The organism is Kitasatospora sp. NPDC101157 (assembly GCF_044768255.1).
Lineage (GTDB): Bacteria > Actinomycetota > Actinomycetes > Streptomycetales > Streptomycetaceae > Kitasatospora.
Genome location: NZ_JBIWPL010000004.1, coordinates 434438 through 456999, shown reverse-complemented (window position 1 = coordinate 456999; position 22562 = coordinate 434438). Strand labels below are relative to the sequence as shown.

Sequence of the window (22562 nt, the reverse complement as noted above, 5' to 3'; positions counted from 1 at the left end):
CGGTGGGGGTGCGCGTTCCTCCGGGCGTCCGGTGCTTCTCCGGGCGGTGGGGTCGGGGGGTGGGGCGGGGCGGGCGGGGGTGAGGTGGGTGAGCGGGGTCGGGGTGGGCGGGGTTCGGGCCCTCGGGGAGATCCCCGATCTGTCCCTGATCTCCCTTCGCCGGCCTCGTTCGGACCGCATCGGCCCCGGTGCGGCGGCTACCGTGGAATTCTCGGCATTGCGGCCCGCGTTGGGCCCGTTGGGGGCCGGAACGGTGGCGGAAGGTGGCGCGCGATGGACGTGTTCGGCGTGATGATCGGCTTGGTCCTGCTCCTCGGGATCGCGGCCCTCGTACTGGCGGTGGTCGGTACGGTCAAGGCCGCCAAGGCCGTCGCCGCGAAGGTCGAGAAGCACGAGGCCAACGCCCGGCGCGCCGTCGAGACCGCCACCCTCAAGGCGAAGACGTACACCAAGGTCGGCCCGCCGGCCAAGATCGCCGGCATCCGGCTCAAGCTGCGGACCTCGCTGGACGGCACCCGGCAGGTGCTGGAGTACGGACTGGCGCAGGACGGTCAGCTCGGCGAGTCCCTCGCGCTGCTGACCAGGCTCGACGCGCACGCGGCCGAGCTGGACGGCGAACTGCGGGTCCTGGAGCGCGAACCGGACACCGCGCGGATCGCGGCCAAGCTGCCGGAACTGCGGGAGCGGGCTGAGCGGATCACCCACGCGGCGGAGACCATGCGGTGGGCGGCGCAGGACCGGGCGCACCGGTTCGCGGACGACGAGCTGAGCCGGCTGAGCCAGGAGTGCGAGAGTGAGGCGGGGGCGCTGCGGCACTGGGTCACCGGGGCTGCTGCGGGGTCCGCTTCGGGCGCGGGTGCCGCTTCCGGGGGCGCTGCGGGTGGTGCGGCCGGTTCGTCCGGTACGGCTGGTTCGTCCGGTGTGGCTGGTGCGGCCGGTGGCGGGGCGGCCCGGGCCGGGCTGACGGACGGGAAGGGCCGGCCGAGTGCGGAGGACCTGCTCGGGCTGGCCGACCCGTTGACGAAGCTGGCGCAGCGGCTGCGGAAGCCGTCGGCGGGGCCTTCGGCGGGGACTTCGGCCGGGCCTTCGGCGGGCTGAGTGTCGGTCCGGGGCGGTGCCGTTCCCGGGAGCGGCGGGGCTTCGCCCGGACGCGCAGGGGCCTCGGGCGGAGCAATGGGACGGACGCTGTCTTCCCGGACGAACGGGGAGTAACCTCCGCCTCATGCCCTCCGACCTCGCACTTGTCACCGATTCCACGGCCTATCTGCCGCAGCAGTCCCTCGACCGGCACGGGATCACGGTGGTCCCGCTCAGCGTCGCGGTCGGTGACTCGGTCCTCTGCGAGGGCGTCGAGATCTCCCCGAAGGACGTCGCCGAGGCGCTGCGCGCCAAACAGCGGGTGACCACCTCCCGGCCCAACCCGGAGGCCTTCGCCGCCACCTACCGGGCGGCCGCCGAGGCGGGGGCGAAGGGGATCGTCTCGGTGCACATCTCGGGCGAGCTGTCCGGCACGGTCGAGGCCGCCCGGCTGGCGGCGGCCGAGGCGCCCGTGCCGGTGCGGGTGGTGGACAGCCGGCTGGTCGGCATGGCCCTCGGGTACGGGGTGCTGGCGGCGGCCGAGGCGATCGCGGCCGGCCGGGACCTGGCGGCGGTGGCCGAGGCGGCCACCCGGCGGGCGGCCGGGACCAGCGGCTTCTTCTACGTGGACACCCTGGAGCACCTGCGCCGTGGCGGGCGGATCGGGGCGGCGCGGGCGCTGCTCGGGTCGGCGCTGGCGGTCAAGCCGCTGCTGCACCTGGACGGCGGCCGGATCGAACCGCTGGAGAAGGTGCGGACGGCGTCGCGGGCGATCGCGCGGCTGGAGGAGATCGCGGTCGAGTGCTCAGGGGAGGGCGAGGTGGACATCACCGTCCACCACCTGGCGGCCGAGGAGCGGGCCGAACCGCTCGCGGAGCGGCTGCGGGCTCGGGTGCCGGGGCTGCGGGACCTGTACGTGGGTGAGGTCGGGGCGGTGATCGGCGCGCACGTCGGACCGGGGCTGCTCGCGGTGGTGGTCGCGCCGCGCTGAGGCGGGGCGGGGCGGGACGGGGAAGGGACGGGGACACGGGACGGGGGTGGGGGCGGTCGGGGCTGATGGGGTGGGGCGTGCGGTGAGGTGTCTCTCCTGGCCCGGGACGGTCAACTTGGGCATGGGGCGACCACTCGTGTGAGTGACTGTTTTTATCCACAACCCCCGGGTTTTCCACAGGCTTTCGGTAATTTCTGCGCGCTCGCCGGACGGCTCCTAGCGTCCTCGCCATGACGACCATGGGCCTGGGCGCGGCTAAGCGCCAAGCGATCAACGAGACGGTGCGTCTGCGGATGGCGGCGCTGCTGCCGACGGACGACGAGCCGGTGGGCGCTGCCGCGCCTGCCGTTCCCCCTGAGTCCGGCGTTCCTCCTGCGCCTGCCGTTCGCCCTGAGCCTGGCGTTTCCCCTGCGTCTGCTGTGCCCTCTACGCCTGCGCCGCCCTCGGCGGCCGCCGGAGCAGTGGGGAAGCCGGCGCCCCTGCCGCCAGGGGCAGCCGACCTACCCGATCCTCCCGATGCCGGCGCGCGGCTGCGGTTCGCCTCGCTTCTGGCGCTCGACCGGCGCGCGGTGGCCGGCCTGACCATCCTGCTGCTCTTCGCGGTGGGCTACGCCGTCCAGCACTTCTGGCTGGCAAGGCCGGAAGCGGTGGCCGTCCCGGCGCTGGTGGCGACCTCCGCACCGCCGGAGTCCGGTCCGTCCGCCGCCGGCGCCCCACCCGGCAGCGGGGCCGGTCCACCCGCCGAAGGCCCCTCGGGGCCGGGCGCCGGGCCCGCCGTCGTCGTCGACATCGGCGGCCGGGTCCACCTACCGGGCCTGCACACCCTGCCCGGCGGCTCGCGGGTGGCCGACGCCCTGAAGGCGGCGGGCGGTCCGCTGCCGGAGACGGACACCCACGGCCTCAACCTGGCCCGCGTCCTGACCGACGGTGAACAGATCCTGGTCGGCGAGCCGGCACAGGCCCCGGTCCCCGTCCAGGTCCCCGGAGGCGGCGGACTTCCCGCGGCCGGAGCGCCCCGAGCACCCGTCAGCCTCAACCGCGCCACCCTCGAACAACTCGACGCCCTGCCCGGCGTCGGCCCGACCCTCGCCCAGCGCATCCTGGCCTACCGAGCCTCGCACGGCTCGTTCCGCTCGATCGAGCAGCTCCGTCAGGTCAGCGGCATCGGCGCCCGTACGTTCGCGGAACTCCGCCCGCTCCTCACGCTCTGACAGCCGTTCTGCTTCCACCTGCCGACCTCCGGAGGGAGGTACCGCCATGTCCGCCGCCACCGCGCCGGTCCCCAGCACCCGCTCCCCGGGTGCCGACTTCCGACTGCTACTGCCCGCTGTCTCGGCCTGGCTGGTCACGGCGGTGCTCCTGCCCATCGAGCCGGGGTCGGAGGCGCTGATCTTCTCGCTGGCGGGCGGGGCGGTGCTCGCGGCCGTGCCGCTGCTCATCCGGCCGGGCCTGCTGCGCCGGCGCGGGGCCGCGGTGGCGCTGGCGGCCGTCCTGCTCACCGGTGCCGCGGCCGCGATCGCGACCCCGCTGCACACCGCAGACCTGCACCGGGGACTCCTGCCGGAACTGGCCCGCGCTGCCGAGCACGCGCTGCCCCGCTCCCCGGGTACGCCTGCCCAGGTGGTGGAGGCGGAGCTGACCGTCACGGGGGACCCGAAGGTCCACACCGCCCGGGGCGGCACCACCGGCGGGCAGACCCTGCTCACCGTCGAGGCCGTGGCCGACCGGGCCACCCTCCTCCCGGACGGACGGTCGACCCGGACCCGCACCCCGGTGACCGTGATGGTCCGCGGGCCGGAGAGCGAGCCGTGGCTGCGACTGCTCCCGTCGGAGCGGCTGGCCGTCGAGGCCGAGGTGCGTCCGGCGGGGGAGGGCCACGACACCGAGGCCGCGGCGCTGCTGGTCGTCCACGGGCCGCCCCGGCAGCTCGCACCGCCGAGCCTGCCGCAGCGGATCGCCGGCCGACTGCGCGAGGGCCTGCGCACAGCCAGCGACGGGCTCCCGCCGGACGCGCGGGGGCTGCTCCCCGGGCTGGTCGTCGGCGACACCTCTCGGCTGCCCGACGACCTGGTGGACGCCTTCCGGGCCACCGACCTGGTGCACCTGGTGGCGGTCAGCGGGGCCAACCTGGCGATCGTCCTCGGCGTGCTGCTGGGCTCCCCGGGCCAGGCCGGTACCCCCGAACGGCGCGGACTGGCAGCGCTGTTGGGGCTGTCCCTGCGCACCAGCGCCCTGCTCGGCGCGGGACTGACGCTGGCCTTCGTGACCGTCTGCCGGCCCGAGCCCAGCGTGCTGCGAGCGGCGGGGACGGGACTGATCGGCATGCTGGCCCTGGCCACCGGCCGCCCCCGTCAGGCCGTACCGGCGCTCGCCGGGGCCGTACTGGTCCTCGTCCTGCTGGACCCGTTCCTGGCCCGCTCCTTCGGCTTCCTGCTCTCCGTACTCGCCACCGCCGGACTGCTCGTCCTCGGGCCGCACTGGGCCGAGTCCCTGCGCGCCCGGCGCTGGCCGCACCACCTGGCGGGCGCGCTGGCGGCGACGGCGGCCGCGCAGGCGCTCTGCGCCCCGGTGACGGTGGTGCTGTCCGGGCACATCAGCCTGGTCGCGGTCCCGTGCAACCTGCTGGCCGAACTGGCGGTCGCCCCGGCGACGCTGCTCGGCTTCGGGGTGCTCGTACTGCAGCCGTTCTTCCCGTCCCTGGCGCGGCTGCTGGCCGGACCGGCCGGGGTGCCGGCCGGCTGGCTGGCCTTCGTCGGACGGCGCGGGGCGGAACTGCCCGGCGGCCAACTGTCCTGGCCCGGCGGCTGGTTCGGGGTGGTGACGGTTGCCCTGGCAACCCTGGCCGCCTGCTGGGTGGCACCCCTGCTGCTGCCCCGGCGGGCGGAGAGCGGCCGGCACGCCAGGCCCCGGCGCCGCTGGGCCCGGGCCCTGGTGACGGGCGCCCTGCTGGTGGTGCTGCTGGCCGTACTGCTGCGCCCGCCGCAGCTGGCCCGGATCGCCACGGGCTGGCCGCCGCCGGGGTGGCGGCTGGCGATGTGCGACGTCGGCCAGGGAGACATGTTGGCCCTTGCGGCCGGTGCGCCGGACAGCGCGGTGGTGATCGACACCGGGCCTGATCCCGAAGCGGCCGACCGGTGCCTGCGCGAACTCGGCATCACCACGGTCCCGCTGCTGCTGCTGACGCACTTCCATGCGGACCATGTCGAGGGCGTGCCAGGAGTGTTGCGCGGTCGTCGGGTGGGTTCGGTCGAGGGCACGGCGCTGGACGACCCGCCGGGCGAGGCGGCCCGGGTGACGGCTTGGGCGGCCGGGGCCGGTGTGCCGCTGGCGCGTGCGGGCCGCGGTGAACGGCGGTCGGCCGGTAAGGAGTTGTCCTGGGACGTGGTGTGGCCCGATCCGGGGGCGGCCGTCGAGGCGCCGGGCGCGAACAACGCGAGTGTGGCCCTGCTGGTGACGTTGGGCGGAGGTTTGCGGATGGCCCTGCTCGGAGATCTCGAACCGCCCGCGCAGTCGGCCCTGTTGGGCCGGATCGGCCGGGTCGACGTACTGAAGGTGGCCCACCACGGCTCGGCCCATCAGGACTGGGACCTGACCGGTGCGCTACGGCCGCGGCTCGCCCTGATCTCCTGCGGTGAGGGCAACGCGTACGGGCATCCGTCGCCCCGGACGGTCGACCGGCTGCGTGCGTTGGGCGCCACCGTCCTGCGCACCGACCGGGCGGGGGACATCGCCGTGACCGGCGACTCCCCGGCCACCCTCGCCGTCGCCGTGCACCCCCAGCCCGACCACGGTGCCCGCGCCGGCCACTCCGGCTCCGGCCACTCCACCCGCAGGCCCCGCGCCCCGCCCCTGTGACCCCCGCTCTCCTCTTCCCTCCACGGCGTGGGGTGGGCAGGGGGTAGGGGTGGGGGAGGTGGAGGGAGGGGGCGGGGGCGGGGGCCCGGGGAAAAGGATTGCGGCGCGCCGCCGGGCAGGCCCGGAGCGCGCCGCCGGGAAGCGCCCGAACCACCCCGGGCCACCGCGCCCGGTGGTGAGCCGCCGGGCGCGGTGCCTCAGGACAGCATGTTGATCCGGTACTGCATGATCCGGTAGTTCTTCGGGTCGTACCACTGGCTGACGACGATGTGGAAGTTGCCGAACGTCGAGCCCGGGATCACGAAGCCGCCGTACGGGCTGGCGACGAGGCTGCCGATCTCCTGGCCCGGCGCGCCGGGAAGGATCATGGCCGCGTGCCTCCAGGGCACGGACACGGCGAGGGCCCCGCCGCTCACTCGGTGGGGCCCTCGCGGGGGACACACCGCCGATCCACCCCGGTGGGGTGCGGAGGCGGACGTCGGGCGGTCAGTCGGCCCGGAGCGGTCAGCCGGCCCGGAGCAGGTCGGGCAGCCCGGCGGTGTCGACGAGGTGCGCCCGGGTGGGGAGGACCCGGCGGAGCAGGAGGTCGTGGAGCTCGGGATCGGGGTCGGCGACGGCGTCGGCGAGGACGTGGAGCCGGTAGTCGCGGTCGGCCGCGTCGAGGACGGTGGACAGGACGGCGCCGCTGGTGCTGATCCCGGCGACGACCAGGGCGGTGATGCCGCGTTCGCGCAGCTGCCGGTCGAGGTCGGTGGTGGACATGGCCCCGTACCGGGTCTTGCGGACGACGATGTCACCGCCGAGGGGTGCCAGGCGTTCGTGGAAGTCGGCGGCGGGGTCCGCGTGGTGCAGGGCGCGGTGACGGGCCACTGCGGCGAAGGACTCGTTTGTGTCCGGGACGGTGTCCCAGTCGGCCTCGGTGAAGGCGACGCGCCCGTGGGCGACGGTGCCGTCGGCCGCCCGGACGTCGGCGACGGCCCGCTCGACGCGGGCGAGCAGGGCTTCCCGGACGCCGTCCCCGGGCAGGGCGGCCAGGACGGCGGGTTGGCAGTCGAGGACGAGCAGAGCGGTGTGCGCGGGGTCGAGCGCGGGGGCGGTGTTCACGCGCGGATCCTCCTTCTGGACGGGGTACGGGCGTCGGCCGGTGCGGGCGGCGGCGGCCGACAACCGGCCGCCGCCGTGGTGTCAGGAGTGGCTGAGGGACGGTTCCGGCTCCTGCGCCGGCACCTGTTCCCGTCGCGGGAGCAGCAGCGGGGTCGCCAGGATGAGCAGCCCCGCGACGGCGAGGGCGGTGCGCGGGCCGGTGGCGTCGGCGAGCAGCCCGCCGAGGGCGGTGCAGACGGCGATGGACGCCTGCTGGCCGATCGACCAGGCCGACAGGGTGCGGGCGACCAGGTGCTTGGGTGTCCGTTCGAGCCGGTAGGTGGCGAGCACCGGGTTGTAGAGGCTCATGTTGACGATGATCGCCAGCTCGACGGCCATCACGGTGACCAGGCCGACGACGCCGGGGCGGACGAGGACCAGCCCGATCAGCCAGACGGCGCGCAGGGTGCCGACGGTCCGGAAGACCCGGTGCCGTCCGTAGCGGGCGACGAAGCGTTGGGCGAGCCGGGAGCCGATGAGCCCGCCGAGGCAGGGAGCGGCGAACGCGAGGCCGTACTGCCAGGCGGGGAAGTGCAGTTGGCGCAGCAGGAGTACGGCGAGCAGCGGCTCGGTGGCCATGATCAGGCCGCTGACGAGCAGGTTGTTGAGGTAGAGCGGCCGAAGGCCGGGGTCGCCCAGGATGTGCCGCCAGCCGTCGAGCAGCGCGCCCGCCCGCACGGGGGTCTTGCCGGTGGGCTGCGGGGCCTCCTCCCGGCCCCGGATCGCGGTGATGCCGAGGGCGGAGAGCAGATAGCTGAGGGCGTCGGCCACGACGGTGGTGACCGGACCGAACAGGCCGATCGCGGCCCCGCCCAGGGGCGGTCCGACCGCGATGGAGCTCCAGTTGGTGGATTCGAACCGGGCGTTGGCGACCAGCAGGTCGTCCGGCCGGACGAGGGCCTTGAGGTAAGCGCCGCTGGCCGCGTTGAACGCGATCTTGGCCGCGGCGACCACGGCCGAGACCACCAGCAGCTGGACGAAGTTGAGCAGGCCGAGGGCGTAGGCGAGCGGGACGGTGGCCATGGCGGCGAACCGGGTCAGGTCCATCGTGATCATCACCGGGCGCTTGCGCCGGAACTCCACCCACGGTGCGAGCGGCACGGCGATCAGCGCGCCCACCGCGGGGCCGACCGCGGACAGCGCGGACACCTCGGCCGGTCCGGCGTGCAGCACCAGGACGGCGACCAGCGGCAGGGCCCCGAACCCCAGCCCGGACCCGTACGCGCTGACCGCGTACGCCGCCCAAAGCCAGCCGAACTGCGGCCCGATCCGTTTCCGGCCCGCCCTCCCCGCTCTGCTCGCCCTGCCCGCCCTGCCCGCCCTGCCCGCCCTGCCCGCCCTGCCCGTACCGCCGTCCCCGCCGGTCCTGCTCATCCTGCCCACCATGCCCGGCGCGCTCCCTCGACGTCCCGTTCGAACAAATCCACGTTGACCGGTGAGAGCTAACCGAGCGGCACAACCACAGGTCAAACAACCGTCCTGCAGCCGCGCCACAACCGTTCGTTGTTCGCTAAAGTGGATCGGCGTGGACCTCGAAGCCGTACGCACCTTCGCCGCCGTCGTGGAAGCGGGCCAGTTCCAGAAGGCCGCCACCGATCTGGCAATCACCCAGCAAGCCGTCTCCAAGCGCATCGCCGGCCTGGAGCGCGACCTCGGCGTCCGCCTGTTCACCCGCACTCCGCGCGGCGCCGAGCTCACCATCGACGGGCAGGCCTTCCTGCCCCACGCGCGCGAGCTGCTGCGCGCCGCCGAGCGCGCGGTGGCGTCCGTGGGCGTCGGGCGGCGGCCGCTGCGGGTCGACATGATCGCCTCGCGGGTCGCGCCGTCGGGCCTGATGCGCGACTTCCACCGTGCGCGCCCCGAGATCGACCTCGACGTGGTGATGCTGTTCGACGTGGAGGCGGCCGTCAGCGCCATCCGCTCGGGCGCGATCGACGCGTCCTTCCGTGCCGTCGCCGCGCCCGGCCGGCCCCTTCCCGAGGACATCGAGTCCGTCCGGGTGCTCGACGAGCCGCTCCAACTCCTCACCGGCCCCGCCCACGCGCTGGCGGGCGCCCGCTCGGTGACCGTCGCCCAGCTCGCCGGGCACCGGATCTGGATGCCCGGCATCGCGCCCGGCACCGAGTGGGCGGCCTACTACGACGACCTCGTCGCCGAGTTCGGCCTCGGCATCGAGGTGACCGGGCCCAACTTCGGCTCCGACGCGCTCCTCGACACCGTCGCCGACACCCCGGCGCTGGCCACCTTCATGAGCGAGCAGACCCGTGTGGTCTGGCCTGCCGGCCACGGACTGCGCCGCATCCCGGTGACCGATCCGACGCCCGTGTACCCGCACTCGCTGCTGTGGCACCGGGACAACCCCCACCCCGCCCTGGCCGCCCTCCGTGCCCACCTCGCCGCGACCCGGCCCGCCCTCGACGCCCCGGGCACCTGGCGGCCGGGCTGGGTGCTCCCGCGCTGAGCAGCTGCCGGCCGCGGGAACGGGAACGGGAGCGGGGCCGGAGCCGACGGGCAGGGCGGAAGCGTGGCTGAACCGGACCGCCGGTCAGGCCTCTTCGCGCCAGCCGTCGTAGGAGCCGACGAGGGTGTCGAGGGCGTGCAGCAGGGCCGGGGTCCAGCCGGCGGACGGCGGATCGAGGACGACCAGCCACTGGGCGTCCTCGGCGTCGTCCTCGCCGGCCAGGGCGTCGCGGACGATCTCCGGTTCGCCGAGGTCCGGGTGGGCGGCGCCGAGCTCCTCGGCGGCCTCGTCGGCCGCGTCGCGGTCGGGCAGGACGAGCAGCTGGCGGACGAACGGGTCCTCGACGTCCGGCAGGTCGGTGGTGTGGTTCTCGGTCACCGGGCCATTCTCCAGGTCGGACGGAGCGGCCGGGCAACGCGGTCGACTGGTCCGGCCCGGGCCCGCGGTCCGGCCGGGGCAGCCGCCCGCCCGCCCCTCGGCCGCCGCCCGCCGCCCGCCGTCCGCCCTCGGCCGCCGTCCGCCCGGGCGGGAGTGTCCGCGGCGCGTGGGATGCTGGTAGGCGATGGCCAGGAAGAGTGCACCCGACGACCTGCTCGCCCCGCTGACCCTCGCGGTCGGCCAGGAGGAGCTGCTGCTGGACCGCGCGGTCGCCCAGGTGGTGGCCGCGGCGAAGGCCGCGGACCCGGACACCGACGTACGTGACCTGCCTCCCGGCGGCCTGCAGCCCGGCAGCCTGGCCGAGCTGACCACGCCCTCGCTGTTCGCCGAGCGCAAGGTGATCGTGGTCCGGGCCGCCCAGGACCTCTCCGCCGAGTCGGTGAAGGAGGTCAAGGCGTACATCGAGGCGCCGGCCGAAGAAGTGATCATGGTGCTGGTGCACGCCGGCGGGGCCAAGGGCAAGGGCCTGCTGGACGCCGGGCGCAAGGCGGGCGGGCGCGAGGTGGCCTGCGCCAAGCTGACCAAGGCGAGTGAGCGACTGGCCTTCGTCAAGGGCGAGTTCCGCACCCTGGGCCGCTCCGCGACCCAGGAGGCCTGTCAGGCGCTGCTGGATGCCCTCGGCAGCGACCTGCGCGAACTGGCGGCCGCGTGCAGCCAGTTGACCTCGGACGTCGAGGGCACCATCGACGAAACGGTGGTGGCCCGCTACTACAGCGGCCGGGCCGAGGCGACCGGCTTCGAGGTGGCCGACCTGGCGGTCACCGGACGGGCGGCGGAGGCGCTGGAACGGCTGCGCTGGGCGCTGGCCGTCGGCCAGCCGCCGACCGGCATCACCTACGCGCTGGCCTCAGGGGTGCGCAGCATCGGACGGCTGGCCACGGCCGGGCGGAACATGCGCCCGGCCGATCTGGCCCGCGAGTTGGGCATGCCGCCGTGGAAGGTGGACCGGGTCCGCCAGCAGATGCGCGGCTGGACGGGCGACGGGGTGGCGACCGCGCTGACCGCGATCGCCCAGGCCGACGCCGCCGTCAAGGGCGGCTCGGACGACCCGGCCTTCGCCCTGGAGCGCGCGGTGGTCGCCGTCGCCAGGGCCGCCCGGGCCGGCTCCCGCCCGGCCTACTGACGCGGGGCCCACCGACCCCCGGCGCACGGACGCCCGGGTCCACTGACGCCCGGTCCACTGGCGCCCGGCCCACGGACCCCCGGCCCACGGTCCCCTGGCCCACCGACCCGGCCCACCGGACGCCCGACCCCCTCCTGTGGCCCGCCCCGCGCTATCTGCGCATCGCCCGTACGGCGTTGTCGGCGTCCGCCTGCAGCATGCTGCGCAGCTCGTCCATGGACGGCGGGGTGGCCTTCCCCTGGGTGTAGCTGGCGCTGTAGGTGACGTAGAAGGTCATCCCGCCGTCGCGGACGTCCACCTCGGCGTAGATGTCGCGGTACTTGTCCGACGAGCCGTCGTCCTTGTACACGAAGTACGCGTCCTCGCCGATCCCGGGGGCGGCCGAGATCTGGTAGCCGCGCGACCGGTAGGTCTCCTTGTTGGCCGAGAGCTCGGGCGCGGGGTTGACCGCCTTGTGCAGGTCGGCGCGCAGGTAGACCGAGGCGTACTCGCTGTCGCTGGTGCCGCCGGTCCGTTTGAGGGACATCGAGCAGTTCATGCTGTCCAGGGCCGGATTGCGGTCGGTGTGGTGGCTGGGCGAGGTGCTGCTCGTGTTGACCGTGTACTTCTCCAGCAGCCGGGCGGGCTTGCCGACGGCGCAGAAGTCGTCCGAGACGTGGTAGCTGCCGAGGCTGCGCGGGGCGGAGTCGCCGCCGCTGCCGACCATGCCCGGGATGACCAGGACGGCGGTGGTCCAGCCGGCCGAGGCGAGCAGTGCGCCGACGAAGGCCCAGACGGCGTTGCGCCGCAGATTGCCCCCGGAAGCCCCACCCGCGGGACCGCCACGGCCACCGCCACCGGCGCCGGCACCGGCACCCGGAACGACGGCGGGACCGCCCGGGCCCGGCGAGGCGGTCAGCCCGGCCGGCGGGCCGAAGCCCGGAGCCCCCGGTGCCTGCTGCGGGAACCCGTACCCGGGCCCGCCCGGTGCCGGGGACGGCGGCTGCGGCTGCTGCGGTGGTGGCGTCGTCATGGATGTTCCCCCCTCGGGACCGGCGCCGGAATGCCCCCCGCATCCCCGGTCGCGCGTGATCGACCATAGCGGCCGGGCCGCGGAACGCGACAGGCGCCGCAGTCGGCCCCTGGGGAAGGGACCGGCTGCGGCGCCTGCCGTACAGCTGCTGTGCACCGCACCCGCGTGGCGAACGCAGGCCGCGTGCGGTGCGAGTCTGGCACGCCTCTGGAGCCCGGGTAGAGGGCCGGTTCGTCCGGAGGCGGTGGGGGCCGGAGCCCCCGGTGGCGTCAGGCCTGGGCGGCCGCGTTGACGCGCTTGGTGATGGCCGACTTCTTGTTGGCGGCCTGGTTGGCGTGGATGACGCCCTTGCTCACGGCCTTGTCCAGCGCCTTGGAGGCGGCGCGGGCCAGCACGGCGGCCTTCTCGGTCTCACCGGCGGCAGCGGCCTCGCGGGCCTTGCGCAGAGCGGTCTTCAGCGAGGACTTGACGGCCTTGTTGCGCAGGCGCGCCTTCTCGTTGGTCTTGTTGCGCTTGATCTGGGACTTGATGTTCGCCACGAAGGAGCCTCAGTCTTGTCTAAAAGGTTTGAACGGGCTGCACCCGCAGGCCGCCGGACCAGCTGAGAGGGCATGCCGGGGCCAGGTGCAGCTGACCACGCTACCAGGGGCCCGCCGCCCGCCCCAAACCGGCCGCCGGGCCCGCGGGCGGTCGGGCGGCCGCCCGCGGAGGGGTCAGGCGCTCAGCACCGGCTCCCCGTAGTGCTCGACCTCCGGGAACGGCCGGTAGAACCGGTGCAGCAGCTCCCGCCACCGCTGGTATTCGGCCGAGCCGCGGAACCCCTCGGTGTGGTCGGCGAGGGTCTCCCACTCCACCTGCAGCAGGAAGCGCGAGCCGCGCCCCTCGTCCACGCAGCGGTGCAGCCGGAGGGAGCGGAAGCCGTGCTGGACGGCGATCAGCGGGCGGGCCTCGGCGAAGGCGGCGAGGAACTCCTCCTCCCGGCCGGGCAGGACGTCGAGCAGGGCGCTTTCCAGGATCATGGGAGGCCATCCTGCCCTGCCACGACCGGGGACGGAACGCCCCCGCGGAGCCTTGCGAGGTGCCCGAACGGTGTCCGGTGCCGCGGTCGTGGGAAGATGGGAGGAACTATTTCGATCGGACGAGACTGTCCGGTCCCCGGGATAGCCGGTCAGCGATGATCCGGACACCCCCGGCCCCGGACCAACGGAGAATCGGACCAAGGTGCCCGCGACCCCCAGCAATGTGCCAGAGCCCAGCCGTACCGACCCGGCGCTGATCCGCAACTTCTGCATCATCGCCCACATCGACCACGGCAAGTCGACGCTCGCAGACCGGATGCTGCAGATCACCGGCGTCGTCGACCCCCGGCAGATGCGTGCCCAGTACCTCGACCGTATGGACATCGAGCGCGAGCGCGGCATCACCATCAAGTCGCAGGCGGTCCGCCTCCCGTGGGCCCCGCAGACCGGGCCGAACGCCGGCACGACGCACATCCTCAACATGATCGACACCCCCGGCCACGTGGACTTCACGTACGAGGTGTCCCGCTCCCTCGCGGCCTGCGAGGGGACCGTCCTGGTGGTCGACGCCGCCCAGGGCATCGAGGCGCAGACCCTCGCCAACCTGTACCTGGCGCTGGAGAACGACCTCACGATCGTCCCGGTCCTCAACAAGATCGACCTGCCGGCCGCCCAGCCGGAGAAGTACGCCGAGGAGATCGCCCACATCATCGGCTGCGACCCGGGCGACGTGCTCAAGGTCAGCGCCAAGACCGGTCTGGGCGTCGAGGACCTGCTGGACCACATCGTCAACACCGTCCCGGCCCCGGTCGGCGTCGCGGACGCCCCGGCCCGCGCGATGATCTTCGACTCGGTGTACGACGCCTACCGCGGCGTGGTCACCTACGTCCGTGTCGTGGACGGCCAGCTGAACAAGCGCGAGCGCATCCAGATGATGTCGACCGGCGCCACCCACGAGCTGCTGGAGATCGGCGTCATCTCGCCCGAGCCGAAGGTCGCCGACGGCCTGGGCGTCGGCGAGGTGGGCTACATCATTACCGGTGTGAAGGACGTCCGGCAGTCCAAGGTCGGTGACACGATCACCTCGCAGCACAAGGGCGCCACCGAGCCGCTGGGCGGCTACAAGGACCCGCGTCCGATGGTGTTCTCCGGCCTCTACCCGCTGGACGGCTCGGACTACCCGCTGCTGCGCGACGCCCTGGACAAGCTGCGGCTGAACGACGCCGCCCTGGTGTACGAGCCGGAGACCTCGGTCGCGCTGGGCTTCGGCTACCGCTGCGGCTTCCTCGGCCTGCTGCACCTGGAGATCATCCGGGAGCGCCTGGAGCGCGAGTTCAACCTCGACCTGATCTCCACCGCCCCGAACGTGATCTACCGGGTGGTGATGGAGGACGGCACCGAGCACACCGTCACCAACCCGAGCGAGTTCCCGTCCGGCAAGATCTCCGAGGTCTACGAGCCGGTCGTGCGCGGCACCATCCTGGCGCCCAACGACTTCGTCGGCGCGATCATGGAGCTCTGCCAGTCCCGCCGCGGCAGCCTGCAGGGCATGGACTACCTGTCCGAGGACCGGGTCGAGCTGCGCTACACCCTGCCGCTCGCGGAGATCGTCTTCGACTTCTTCGACCAGCTGAAGTCCAAGACCCGTGGCTACGCCTCGCTCGACTACGAGCCCATCGGCGAGCAGAGCGCCCAGCTGGTCAAGGTCGACATCCTGCTGCACGGCGACGCGGTGGACGCCTTCTCCGCGATCGTGCACAAGGACAAGGCCTACAGCTACGGCGTCATGATGGCCGGCAAGCTGCAGAAGCTGATCCCGCGCCAGCAGTTCGAGGTGCCGATCCAGGCCGCCATCGGCTCCCGGGTTATCGCCCGGGAGACGGTCCGCGCGATCCGCAAGGACGTCCTCGCCAAGTGCTACGGCGGTGACATCTCCCGCAAGCGGAAGCTGCTGGAGAAGCAGAAGGAAGGCAAGAAGCGGATGAAGATGGTCGGCAGCGTGGAGGTCCCGCAGGAGGCCTTCATCGCGGCGCTGTCCACCGACGCCGAGTCTCCGAAGGACAAGAAGTAGCGACGACGGAGACGTGGTGACGACGGAAGGGCCCCGGGGCCGAACGCCCCGGGGCCCTTCCGCGGGTCGGACCCGGTCAGTCGACCTCGGCCACGGCCTCCGCGAACTGCGCCTGGTAGAGCCGGGCGTAGGCGCCGCCGGCGGCGATCAGCTCGTCGTGCGAGCCCTGCTCCACGATGGAGCCGTTCTCCATCACCAGGATGACGTCGGCGTCGCGGATGGTGGAGAGGCGGTGCGCGATGACGAAGCTGGTGCGGCCGGTGCGCAGCCGGGCCATGGCCCGCTGGATGAGCACCTCGGTGCGGGTGTCGACCGAGCTGGTGGCCTCGTCCAGGACCAGGATCGACGGCTGGGCGAGGAAGGCCCGGGCGATGGTGATCAGCTGCTTCTCGCCCGCGCTGACGCCGGTGCCCTCGTCGTCGATGACGGTGTCGTAGCCGTCCGGGAGGGTGCGGACGAAGCGGTCGACGTGGGCGGCCTTCGCGGCCTCGACGACCTGTTCGCGGGTGGCCGACCCGGCGCCGTAGGCGATGTTGTCGGCGATGGTGCCGCCGAACAGCCAGGTGTCCTGGAGGACCATGCCGATGCCGGCGCGCAGGTCCTCGCGGGACATCGCGGCGATGTCGACGCCGTCGAGGGTGATCCGGCCCGAGCTGACCTCGTAGAACCTCATCAGCAGGTTGACCAGGGTGGTCTTGCCGGCACCGGTGGGGCCGACGATGGCGACGGTCTGGCCGGGTTCGACCTTGAGCGAGAGGTCGTCGATGAGCGGCTTGTCGGGGTCGTAGCGGAAGGACACGTCCTGGAAGGCGACCCGGCCGTGGACCGCGTCGGGCTTCTCGGGCATGGCCGGCTCGGGGCTCTGCTCGGGGGCGTCGATGAGCTCGAAGACGCGTTCGGCGGAGGCGACCCCGGACTGCACCAGGTTGGCCATGCTGGCGACCTGGGTGAGCGGCTGGCTGAACTGCCGGGAGTACTGGATGAAGGCCTGGACGTCGCCGATGGACAGCGAGCCGCTGGCCACCCGCAGGCCGCCGACGACCGCGACCAGCACGTACTGGAGGTTGCCGATCAGCATCATCGCGGGCTGGATGATCCCGGAGATGAACTGGGCGCGGAAGCTGGCGTGGAACAGCGCGTCGTTGTGCTCGCGGAAGGTCTCGGCGGACTCGCGCTGGCGCCCGAACACCTTGACCAGGGTGTGGCCGGTGTACATCTCCTCGATGTGGGCGTTGAGCTGGCCGGTGGACTTCCACTGCTGGACGAACTGCGGCTGGGCCCGCTTGCCGACCTTGGCGGCGACGACCACCGACAGCGGCACCGAGACGAGGGCGATCAACGCCAGCAGCCAGGAGATCCAGAACATCATCGCCAGCACGCCGACCACGGTGAGCAGCGAGTTGACGACCTGTCCCATGGTCTGCTGCATGGACTGGCCGATGTTGTCGATGTCGTTGGTGACCCGGCTGAGCACCTCGCCGCGCGGCTGCTTGTCGAAGTAGCTGAGCGGCAGGCGGGCGAGCTTGGCCTCGACGTCCTGGCGCAGCCGGTAGCTGGCGGACTGGATGGCCTTGGTGGCCAGGCGGCCCTGGAGGATGCCGAAGCCGGCGGAGGCGACGTAGATGCCGAGCACCCAGAGCAGGACGGAGCCGATGGCGCCGAAGTCCATGCCGTGCCCGGGGGTGAAGTCGACCGCGGAGAGCAGGTCGGCGATGCCGCCCTGGCCGTGGGCGCGCAGGCCCTCGATGACCTCGGTCTTGGAGGTGCCGGGCTGGAAGCGGGCGCCGATGACGCCGGCGAAGATCAGGTCGGTGGCGTGGCCGAGGATCTTGGGGCCGGTGACGGCGCAGCCGATGCCGAGGACGCCGAGCACCAAGACGCCGATCAGCAGTTTGCGTTCGGGGCGCAGCAGTCCGAGGACGCGCTTGCCGGAGCCCTTGAAGTCCATGGACTTCTCGGCGCCCTGGCCGCCCATGAAGCGGCCCGGTCCGGCCGGTCCGCGGCGGGCGGCGGCGGCCTGGGAGTCGCTGGGCAGCCGGTCGTGCGGCTTTCCGGCGGGCTTGCCGTCGGGGCTCGCGGCGGGCTTTGCTGGGGTGGTCACGCCGCCTCCTGCTCGGTGAGCTGGGAGAGCACGATCTCCCGGTACGTCGGGTTGTCGGCCATCAGCTCGTGGTGGGTGCCGGTGCCGACGACGGCGCCCTCGTCGAGGACGATGATCCGGTCGGCGTCGCGGATGGTGGAGACGCGCTGGGCGACGATCAGGACGGTGGCATCGGCGGTCTCGCGGGCGAGGGCCTTGCGCAGCCTGGCGTCGGTGGCGTAGTCGAGCGCGGAGAAGGAGTCGTCGAAGAGGTAGACGTCGGGTCTGCGGACGAGGGCCCGGGCGATGGCCAGGCGCTGGCGCTGGCCGCCGGAGACGTTGCTGCCGCCCTGGGCGATGGGGGCGTCCAGGCCCTCGGCGAGCTTCTCGACGAACTCCTTGGCCTGGGCGATCTCCAGGGCGTGCCAGAGTTCCTCGTCGGTGGCGTCGGGGCGCCCGTAGCGGAGGTTGCTGGCGACGGTGCCGGTGAACAGGTAGGGCTTCTGCGGGACGATGCCGATGCTGTCGGCGATGGCGTCGGCGGAGAGTTCGCGCACGTCCACGCCGTCGAGCAGGACCTGGCCGGAGGTGGCGTCGAAGAGCCGGGGGACGAGGCCGAGCAGGGTGGACTTGCCGCTGCCGGTGGAGCCGATGATGGCGGTGGTCTCGCCGGGGCGGGCGGTGAGGTCGATGCCGCGCAGCACCGAGGCCTCGGCGCCGGGGTAGCGGAAGTCGACGTCGCGCAGTTCGAGGTGGCCGCGGCGCAGCAGCTCGGTGACGGGGGCGGCGGGCGGGACGACGCTGGAGGAGGTGCCGAGGACTTCCTGGACGCGTTCGGCGCAGACCTCGGCGCGCGGCACCATCATGAACATGAAGGTGGCCATCATGACGCTCATCAGGATCTGCATCAGGTAGGAGAGGAAGGCGGTGAGCCCGCCGATCTCCATGTCGCCGCTGTCGATGCGGTGGGCGCCGAACCAGAGCACGGCGACGCTGGAGACGTTCACGACCAGCATCACGGCCGGGAACATGACGGACATCAGCCGGCCGACCTGGCCGGCGGTGCGGGTGAGGTCCTCGTTGGCGTCGGCGAAGCGGGCCTGCTCGTGGCCGTCCTTGACGAAGGCGCGGATGACCCGGATGCCGGTGATCTGCTCGCGCAGGACCCGGTTCACGGTGTCGATCTTCACCTGCATGCTGCGGAACTTCGGCCGCAGGGCGCGCACCAGCAGGACGACGACCACGCCGAGCGCGGGGATGACGGCGAGCAGGAGTCCGGAGAGCGGGACGTCCTGGTTGAGCGCCATGATGATGCCGCCGACGCACATGATCGGGGCGGCGACCATGAGGGTGAAGCTCATCAGGGCCAGCATCTGGACCTGCTGGACGTCGTTGGTGGTGCGGGTGATCAGGGAGGGGGCTCCGAACTGGCCGACCTCGCGGGAGGAGAAGCTCTGCACCCGCTCGAAGACGGCGGCGCGGACGTCGCGGCCGAAGGCCATCGCGGTGCGGGCGCCGAAGTAGACGGCGCCGATCGAGCACAGCGCCTGCACCAGGGTGACGCCGATCATGACGGCGCCGAGGCGCAGGATGTAGCCGGTGTCGCCCTTGACCACGCCCTTGTCGATGATGTCGGCGTTGAGTGTCGGCAGGTAGAGCGCCGCGAGCGTGGATACCAGTTGGAGGATCACCAGCATGGTGATCGGTCGGGAGTACGGGCGCAGGTACGCCCGGAGCAGTCTGATCAGCACTGGCCCACTCTTGTCGTCGCCGGTCGGGTTCGCACCCCAATTCTCGGTGTTCTGTGGCGGCGGACAGACGATTCCGGGGCTGTCCGGCTGAGGTTTGCCGGGCCTTTGCCATTGCCGCCGCGGGGTGGGGCACCGGCCCCGCGGGGGTGTGCCAGCTGGATTCGCCCCCTTACGGAATGACCGGTTTCCCCCTAGGCTGCTGACTACGCCCTTGTTACTGACCGGTACCGCTCACGTTAACGGGCCCGGCGGCCGCCCCCACGGACGCCGCGACAATCCCTCAGACGGCCACCCGCCCCCGGAGGTCCTCGTTGAGTTCCGCGCAGTCCCTGATCGACTCCGGCAAAGCCGACATCGTCGCCGGGCGTCCCGCCTCCGTCGCCCACCTGTTCCTGGAACGCGTCGCCGCCACCCCGAACCATGAGGCCTACCGCTACCCCGCCTCGGTCGACGAGCAGGCCGCGGACGGCGCGCCGGGCGCCGAGCAGTGGCGCTCGCTCACCTGGGCGCAGACCGCCGTCCGGGTCAAGGCGGTGGCCGCCGGCCTGATGGCGCTCGGCATCCAGCCGGAGGACCGGGTCGCACTGGCCGCCTCCACCCGGCTCGAATGGATCCTCACGGACCTCGGCGCGATGTGCGCGGGCGCGGCCATCACCACGATCTACCCGAGCACCAACGCGGACGAGACGGCCTTCATCCTCTCCAACTCCGGCTCCCGGGCCATGTTCGCCGAGAACGTCGCCCAGCTGGCCAAGGCCGTCGACCACATCGACCAGCTGCCCGAGCTGCGCACCGTGATCCTCTTCGACGCGCCCGCCGAGGCGCCCCAGCCGGAGGCCCTCCGGACGGCCGGCCTCGACCTGATCACCCTGGCCGAGCTGGAACGGCGCGGCGCCGAGTACCTGGAGCAGCACCCGGACGCCGTCGAGAAGGCCGTGGCCGCGCTCGACCGGGAGCAGCTCGCCACCCTCATCTACACCTCCGGCACCACCGGCCGCCCCAAGGGCGTGCGCCTGGTGCACGACTGCTGGGCGTACGAGGGCCGGGCCCAGGAGGCCAGCGGCCTGCTCGGCCCCGACGACGTCCAGTTCATGTGGCTGCCGCTGTCGCACGTCTTCGGCAAGACGCTGATCTCCGGCCAGATCGCCACCGGCCACGTGATGGCGGTGGACGGCCGGGTCGACCGGATCATCCACAACCTGCCGGTCATCCGGCCCACCGTGATGGCCTCGGCGCCGCGCATCTTCGAGAAGGTGTACAACGGCATCGCCGGCCGGGCCCGGGCCGAGGGCGGCGCCAAGTACAAGATCTTCATGTGGGCCGCCCAGGTCGCCCGCGAGTACGCCCGGGTGGTCCAGGAGAGCCGGATCGCCACCGGCACCGAGAGCGCCCCGCTCGGCCTGCGGCTGCAGCACGCGCTCGCCGACAAGCTGGTGTACGCGAAGATCCGGGCAGCCTTCGGCGGCCGGCTGCGCGGCGCCGTCTCCGGCAGCGCCGCGCTCGCCCCCGAGATCGGCTACTTCTTCCTCGGCGCCGGGGTGCCGATCCTGGAGGGCTACGGGCTGAGCGAGACCAGCGCCGGCTCCTGCGTCAACCGCAAGGAGGATGTGCGGATCGGCACGGTCGGCCGCCCGCTGCCCGGCACCGAGGTGCGGATCGCCGAGGACGGCGAGATCCTGCTGCGCGGCCCCGGCGTCATGCGCGGCTACCACGACCTGCCGGAGAAGACCGCCGAGGTGCTGGAACCGGACGGCTGGTTCCACACCGAGGACATCGGCGAGCTGAGCCCCGACGGCTTCCTGCGGATCACCGACCGCAAGAAGGACCTGTTCAAGACCTCCGGCGGCAAGTACGTGGCGCCCAGCGAGGTCGAGGGCAAGTTCAAGGCGGTCTGCCCGTTCGTCAGCAACATCCTGGTGATCGGCAACGGCCGCAACTACTGCACCGCGCTGATCGGGCTGGACGAGTCGGTGCTGCTGCCGTGGGCCGCCGAGCACGGCCTGGCCGGGAAGAGCTACGCCGAACTGGCCGTCGAGCCGGCCGTGCACCAGCTGATCGAGGGCTTCGTCAAGCGGGTCAACGGCGACCTCCAGCGCTGGCAGACGATCAAGAAGTTCCACCTGCTGCCGCGCGACCTCGACATCGAGCACGGCGAGCTCACCCCCAGCCTGAAGATCAAGCGCCCGGTGGTCGAGCGGACCTACGCGGACGCCGTGGCGGCCATGTACGCGGGCGCCAACGAGGCCTGATCCCCGCTCCCGTACGGTCCGCGCGGAGTTCGCGGGCCGTACGGGACAATGGGGTCATGCCCTCCGCACTCCCCGACGGCGAACCGGTGCCGTCCGACGGTTCCCTGCCCACCGACGCCCTCGCCGGGCTGGGCCGGCGGCCGTTCGGCTTCTACCTGCACGTGCCGTACTGCGCCAGCCGCTGCGGCTACTGCGACTTCAACACCTACACCGCCACCGAGCTGCGCTCCTCCGGGGCGGTCGCCTCGCAGGAGACCTACGCGGACAACGTGGTCGCCGAGATCCGGCTCGCCCGCAGGGTGCTGGGCGACGTCGACCTGCCGGTGCGCACGGTGTTCCTCGGCGGCGGCACCCCCACCCTGCTGCCGGCCCGCGACCTGGTGAAGATGCTCGCCGCGCTGCGCGAGGAGTTCGGGCTCGCCCCGGACGCCGAGGTCACCACCGAGGCCAATCCGGAGTCCGTCGACCCGGCGTACCTGGCCGAGCTGCGCGAGGGCGGCTACAACCGGATCTCCTTCGGCATGCAGAGCGCCCGCCCGCACGTCCTCCAGCTGCTCGACCGCCACCACACCCCGGGCCGCCCCGAGGCCTGCGTGGCCGAGGCCCGCGCGGCCGGCTTCGAGCACGTCAACCTCGACCTGATCTACGGCACCCCCGGCGAGTCCGACGACGACTGGCGGGCCTCCCTGGACGCCGCGATCGGTGCCGGGCCGGACCACGTCTCCGCGTACTCCCTGATCGTCGAGGAGGGCACCAAGCTGGCCGCCCGGGTCAAGCGCGGCGAACTGCCGATGATCGACGACGACGTGCACGCCGACCGCTACCTCATCGCCGAGCAGGCCCTCGCCGCGGCCGGCTACTCCTGGTACGAGGTGTCCAACTGGGCCACCACCCCCGAGGGCCGCTGCCGCCACAACGAGCTGTACTGGACCGGCGCCGACTGGTGGGGCGCCGGCCCCGGCGCCCACAGCCACGTCGGCGGCGTCCGCTGGTGGAACGCCAAGCACCCCGCCGCCTACGCCCGGGCCCTGGCGGAGGGCCGCACCCCGGCCCAGGGCCGCGAGGTCCTCGGCGACGAGGACCGCCGGGTGGAGCGCATCCTGCTGGAGCTGCGCCTGGTGGAGGGCGTCCCGCTCGACCTGCTGACCGACGTGGGCCGCAAGGCCGCCGCCAAGGCCCTGGCCGACGGCCTCCTCGCCGAGGAGTCCTACGAGCAGGGCCGCGCCGCCCTCACCCTCCAGGGGAGGCTGCTGGCCGACGCCGTCGTGCGTGACCTGGTGGACTGACATTCG

General features: G+C 73.1%; 17 protein-coding genes and 1 pseudogene. 9 read left to right on the top strand and 9 right to left on the bottom strand.

All coding sequences use genetic code 11. The features are described from left to right. Window positions 1–273 precede the first annotated feature (273 nt). From ACIRVF_RS11935 to ACIRVF_RS11920, 4 genes are all read left to right on the top strand, one after another. Window positions 274–1098 (top strand): hypothetical protein, encoded by an 825-nt coding sequence (locus tag ACIRVF_RS11935; protein WP_402816170.1) that lies wholly within the window; start codon window positions 274–276, stop codon window positions 1096–1098. A 124-nt stretch (window positions 1099–1222) separates the two neighbouring features. Beyond that, complete coding sequence (locus ACIRVF_RS11930) at window positions 1223–2068, top strand: DegV family protein (protein WP_402816169.1); 846 nt, start codon at window positions 1223–1225, stop codon at window positions 2066–2068. A 569-nt stretch (window positions 2069–2637) separates the two neighbouring features. Further along, window positions 2638–3279 (top strand): helix-hairpin-helix domain-containing protein, encoded by a 642-nt coding sequence (locus ACIRVF_RS11925; RefSeq protein WP_402816168.1) that lies wholly within the window; start codon window positions 2638–2640, stop codon window positions 3277–3279. 46 nt (window positions 3280–3325) lie between these two features. After that, window positions 3326–5923, top strand: coding sequence for a ComEC/Rec2 family competence protein (locus ACIRVF_RS11920; RefSeq protein ID WP_402816167.1), 2598 nt, complete (start codon window positions 3326–3328; stop codon window positions 5921–5923). A gap of 197 nt (window positions 5924–6120) precedes the next feature. Here ACIRVF_RS11920 and ACIRVF_RS11915 read toward each other — a convergent pair. The 3 genes and pseudogenes from ACIRVF_RS11915 to ACIRVF_RS11905 all read right to left on the bottom strand — a co-directional run. Next, window positions 6121–6291, bottom strand: a pseudogene (locus ACIRVF_RS11915) (hypothetical protein); the annotation flags it as partial. A gap of 136 nt (window positions 6292–6427) precedes the next feature. Beyond that, on the bottom strand, window positions 6428–7027 hold the full coding sequence (locus tag ACIRVF_RS11910) for a cysteine hydrolase (RefSeq protein WP_402816166.1): 600 nt from the start codon (window positions 7025–7027) through the stop codon (window positions 6428–6430). An 81-nt stretch (window positions 7028–7108) separates the two neighbouring features. Continuing rightward, window positions 7109–8440: an MFS transporter gene (locus tag ACIRVF_RS11905; protein WP_402816165.1), complete on the bottom strand. Its 1332-nt coding sequence runs from the start codon at window positions 8438–8440 to the stop codon at window positions 7109–7111. Between the two features lie 151 nt (window positions 8441–8591). On the opposite strand from ACIRVF_RS11905, the gene ACIRVF_RS11900 reads away from it, so the two are divergent. After that, window positions 8592–9527 (top strand): LysR family transcriptional regulator, encoded by a 936-nt coding sequence (locus tag ACIRVF_RS11900; protein WP_402816164.1) that lies wholly within the window; start codon window positions 8592–8594, stop codon window positions 9525–9527. Window positions 9528–9611: 84 nt separating this feature from the next. Here ACIRVF_RS11900 and ACIRVF_RS11895 read toward each other — a convergent pair whose 3' ends face one another. Beyond that, on the bottom strand, window positions 9612–9905 hold the full coding sequence (locus ACIRVF_RS11895; protein WP_402816163.1) for a hypothetical protein: 294 nt from the start codon (window positions 9903–9905) through the stop codon (window positions 9612–9614). 184 nt (window positions 9906–10089) lie between these two features. Between ACIRVF_RS11895 and holA the strand changes: the two genes are divergently transcribed. Next, window positions 10090–11088, top strand: coding sequence for a DNA polymerase III subunit delta (gene holA / locus ACIRVF_RS11890; protein WP_402816162.1), 999 nt, complete (start codon window positions 10090–10092; stop codon window positions 11086–11088). Window positions 11089–11239: 151 nt separating this feature from the next. Here holA and ACIRVF_RS11885 read toward each other — a convergent pair whose 3' ends face one another. The 3 genes from ACIRVF_RS11885 to ACIRVF_RS11875 form a co-directional block, all read right to left on the bottom strand. Beyond that, window positions 11240–12100, bottom strand: a complete 861-nt coding sequence (locus ACIRVF_RS11885; protein ID WP_402816161.1) for a hypothetical protein — start codon at window positions 12098–12100, stop codon at window positions 11240–11242. Window positions 12101–12369: 269 nt separating this feature from the next. After that, window positions 12370–12639 (bottom strand): 30S ribosomal protein S20, encoded by a 270-nt coding sequence (gene rpsT, locus ACIRVF_RS11880; RefSeq protein WP_030283880.1) that lies wholly within the window; start codon window positions 12637–12639, stop codon window positions 12370–12372. Window positions 12640–12813: 174 nt separating this feature from the next. Continuing rightward, window positions 12814–13119 carry an antibiotic biosynthesis monooxygenase family protein gene (locus ACIRVF_RS11875; RefSeq protein WP_402816160.1) on the bottom strand — a complete coding sequence of 102 codons (306 nt, stop codon included), beginning with the start codon at window positions 13117–13119 and terminating at the stop codon, window positions 12814–12816. Between the two features lie 202 nt (window positions 13120–13321). Between ACIRVF_RS11875 and lepA the strand changes: the two genes are divergently transcribed. Next, window positions 13322–15190, top strand: a complete 1869-nt coding sequence (lepA, locus tag ACIRVF_RS11870) for a translation elongation factor 4 (RefSeq protein ID WP_402816159.1) — start codon at window positions 13322–13324, stop codon at window positions 15188–15190. Window positions 15191–15266: 76 nt separating this feature from the next. Here the strand turns inward: lepA and ACIRVF_RS11865 are convergent, their stop codons facing one another. Together ACIRVF_RS11865 and ACIRVF_RS11860 are read right to left on the bottom strand one after the other, a co-directional pair. After that, window positions 15267–17165, bottom strand: coding sequence for an ABC transporter ATP-binding protein (locus ACIRVF_RS11865; RefSeq protein ID WP_402816260.1), 1899 nt, complete (start codon window positions 17163–17165; stop codon window positions 15267–15269). Window positions 17166–17287: 122 nt separating this feature from the next. Further along, on the bottom strand, window positions 17288–19021 hold the full coding sequence (locus ACIRVF_RS11860; protein ID WP_402816158.1) for an ABC transporter ATP-binding protein: 1734 nt from the start codon (window positions 19019–19021) through the stop codon (window positions 17288–17290). 311 nt (window positions 19022–19332) lie between these two features. Between ACIRVF_RS11860 and ACIRVF_RS11855 the strand changes: the two genes are divergently transcribed. Next, window positions 19333–21270 carry an AMP-dependent synthetase/ligase gene (locus tag ACIRVF_RS11855; protein ID WP_402816157.1) on the top strand — a complete coding sequence of 646 codons (1938 nt, stop codon included), beginning with the start codon at window positions 19333–19335 and terminating at the stop codon, window positions 21268–21270. A gap of 56 nt (window positions 21271–21326) precedes the next feature. Next, entirely contained in the window at window positions 21327–22556 is a 1230-nt protein-coding gene (gene hemW / locus ACIRVF_RS11850) for a radical SAM family heme chaperone HemW (RefSeq protein WP_402816156.1), read from the top strand. The last annotated feature ends 6 nt before the right edge of the window (window positions 22557–22562 follow it).

Bases quoted from the DNA above. Each gene is read 5' to 3' on its own strand.
- ACIRVF_RS11905 (WP_402816165.1), bottom strand. From the start codon at position 8,440: ATGAGCAGGACCGGCGGGGACGGCGGTACGGGCAGGGCGGGCAGGGCG.
- ACIRVF_RS11935 (WP_402816170.1), top strand. From the start codon at position 274: ATGGACGTGTTCGGCGTGATGATCGGCTTGGTCCTGCTCCTCGGGATC.
- hemW (WP_402816156.1), top strand. From the start codon at position 21,327: ATGCCCTCCGCACTCCCCGACGGCGAACCGGTGCCGTCCGACGGTTCC.
- holA (WP_402816162.1), top strand. From the start codon at position 10,090: ATGGCCAGGAAGAGTGCACCCGACGACCTGCTCGCCCCGCTGACCCTC.
- ACIRVF_RS11930 (WP_402816169.1), top strand. From the start codon at position 1,223: ATGCCCTCCGACCTCGCACTTGTCACCGATTCCACGGCCTATCTGCCG.
- ACIRVF_RS11920 (WP_402816167.1), top strand. From the start codon at position 3,326: ATGTCCGCCGCCACCGCGCCGGTCCCCAGCACCCGCTCCCCGGGTGCC.
- ACIRVF_RS11865 (WP_402816260.1), bottom strand. From the start codon at position 17,165: ATGGGCGGCCAGGGCGCCGAGAAGTCCATGGACTTCAAGGGCTCCGGC.
- ACIRVF_RS11885 (WP_402816161.1), bottom strand. From the start codon at position 12,100: ATGACGACGCCACCACCGCAGCAGCCGCAGCCGCCGTCCCCGGCACCG.
- ACIRVF_RS11875 (WP_402816160.1), bottom strand. From the start codon at position 13,119: ATGATCCTGGAAAGCGCCCTGCTCGACGTCCTGCCCGGCCGGGAGGAG.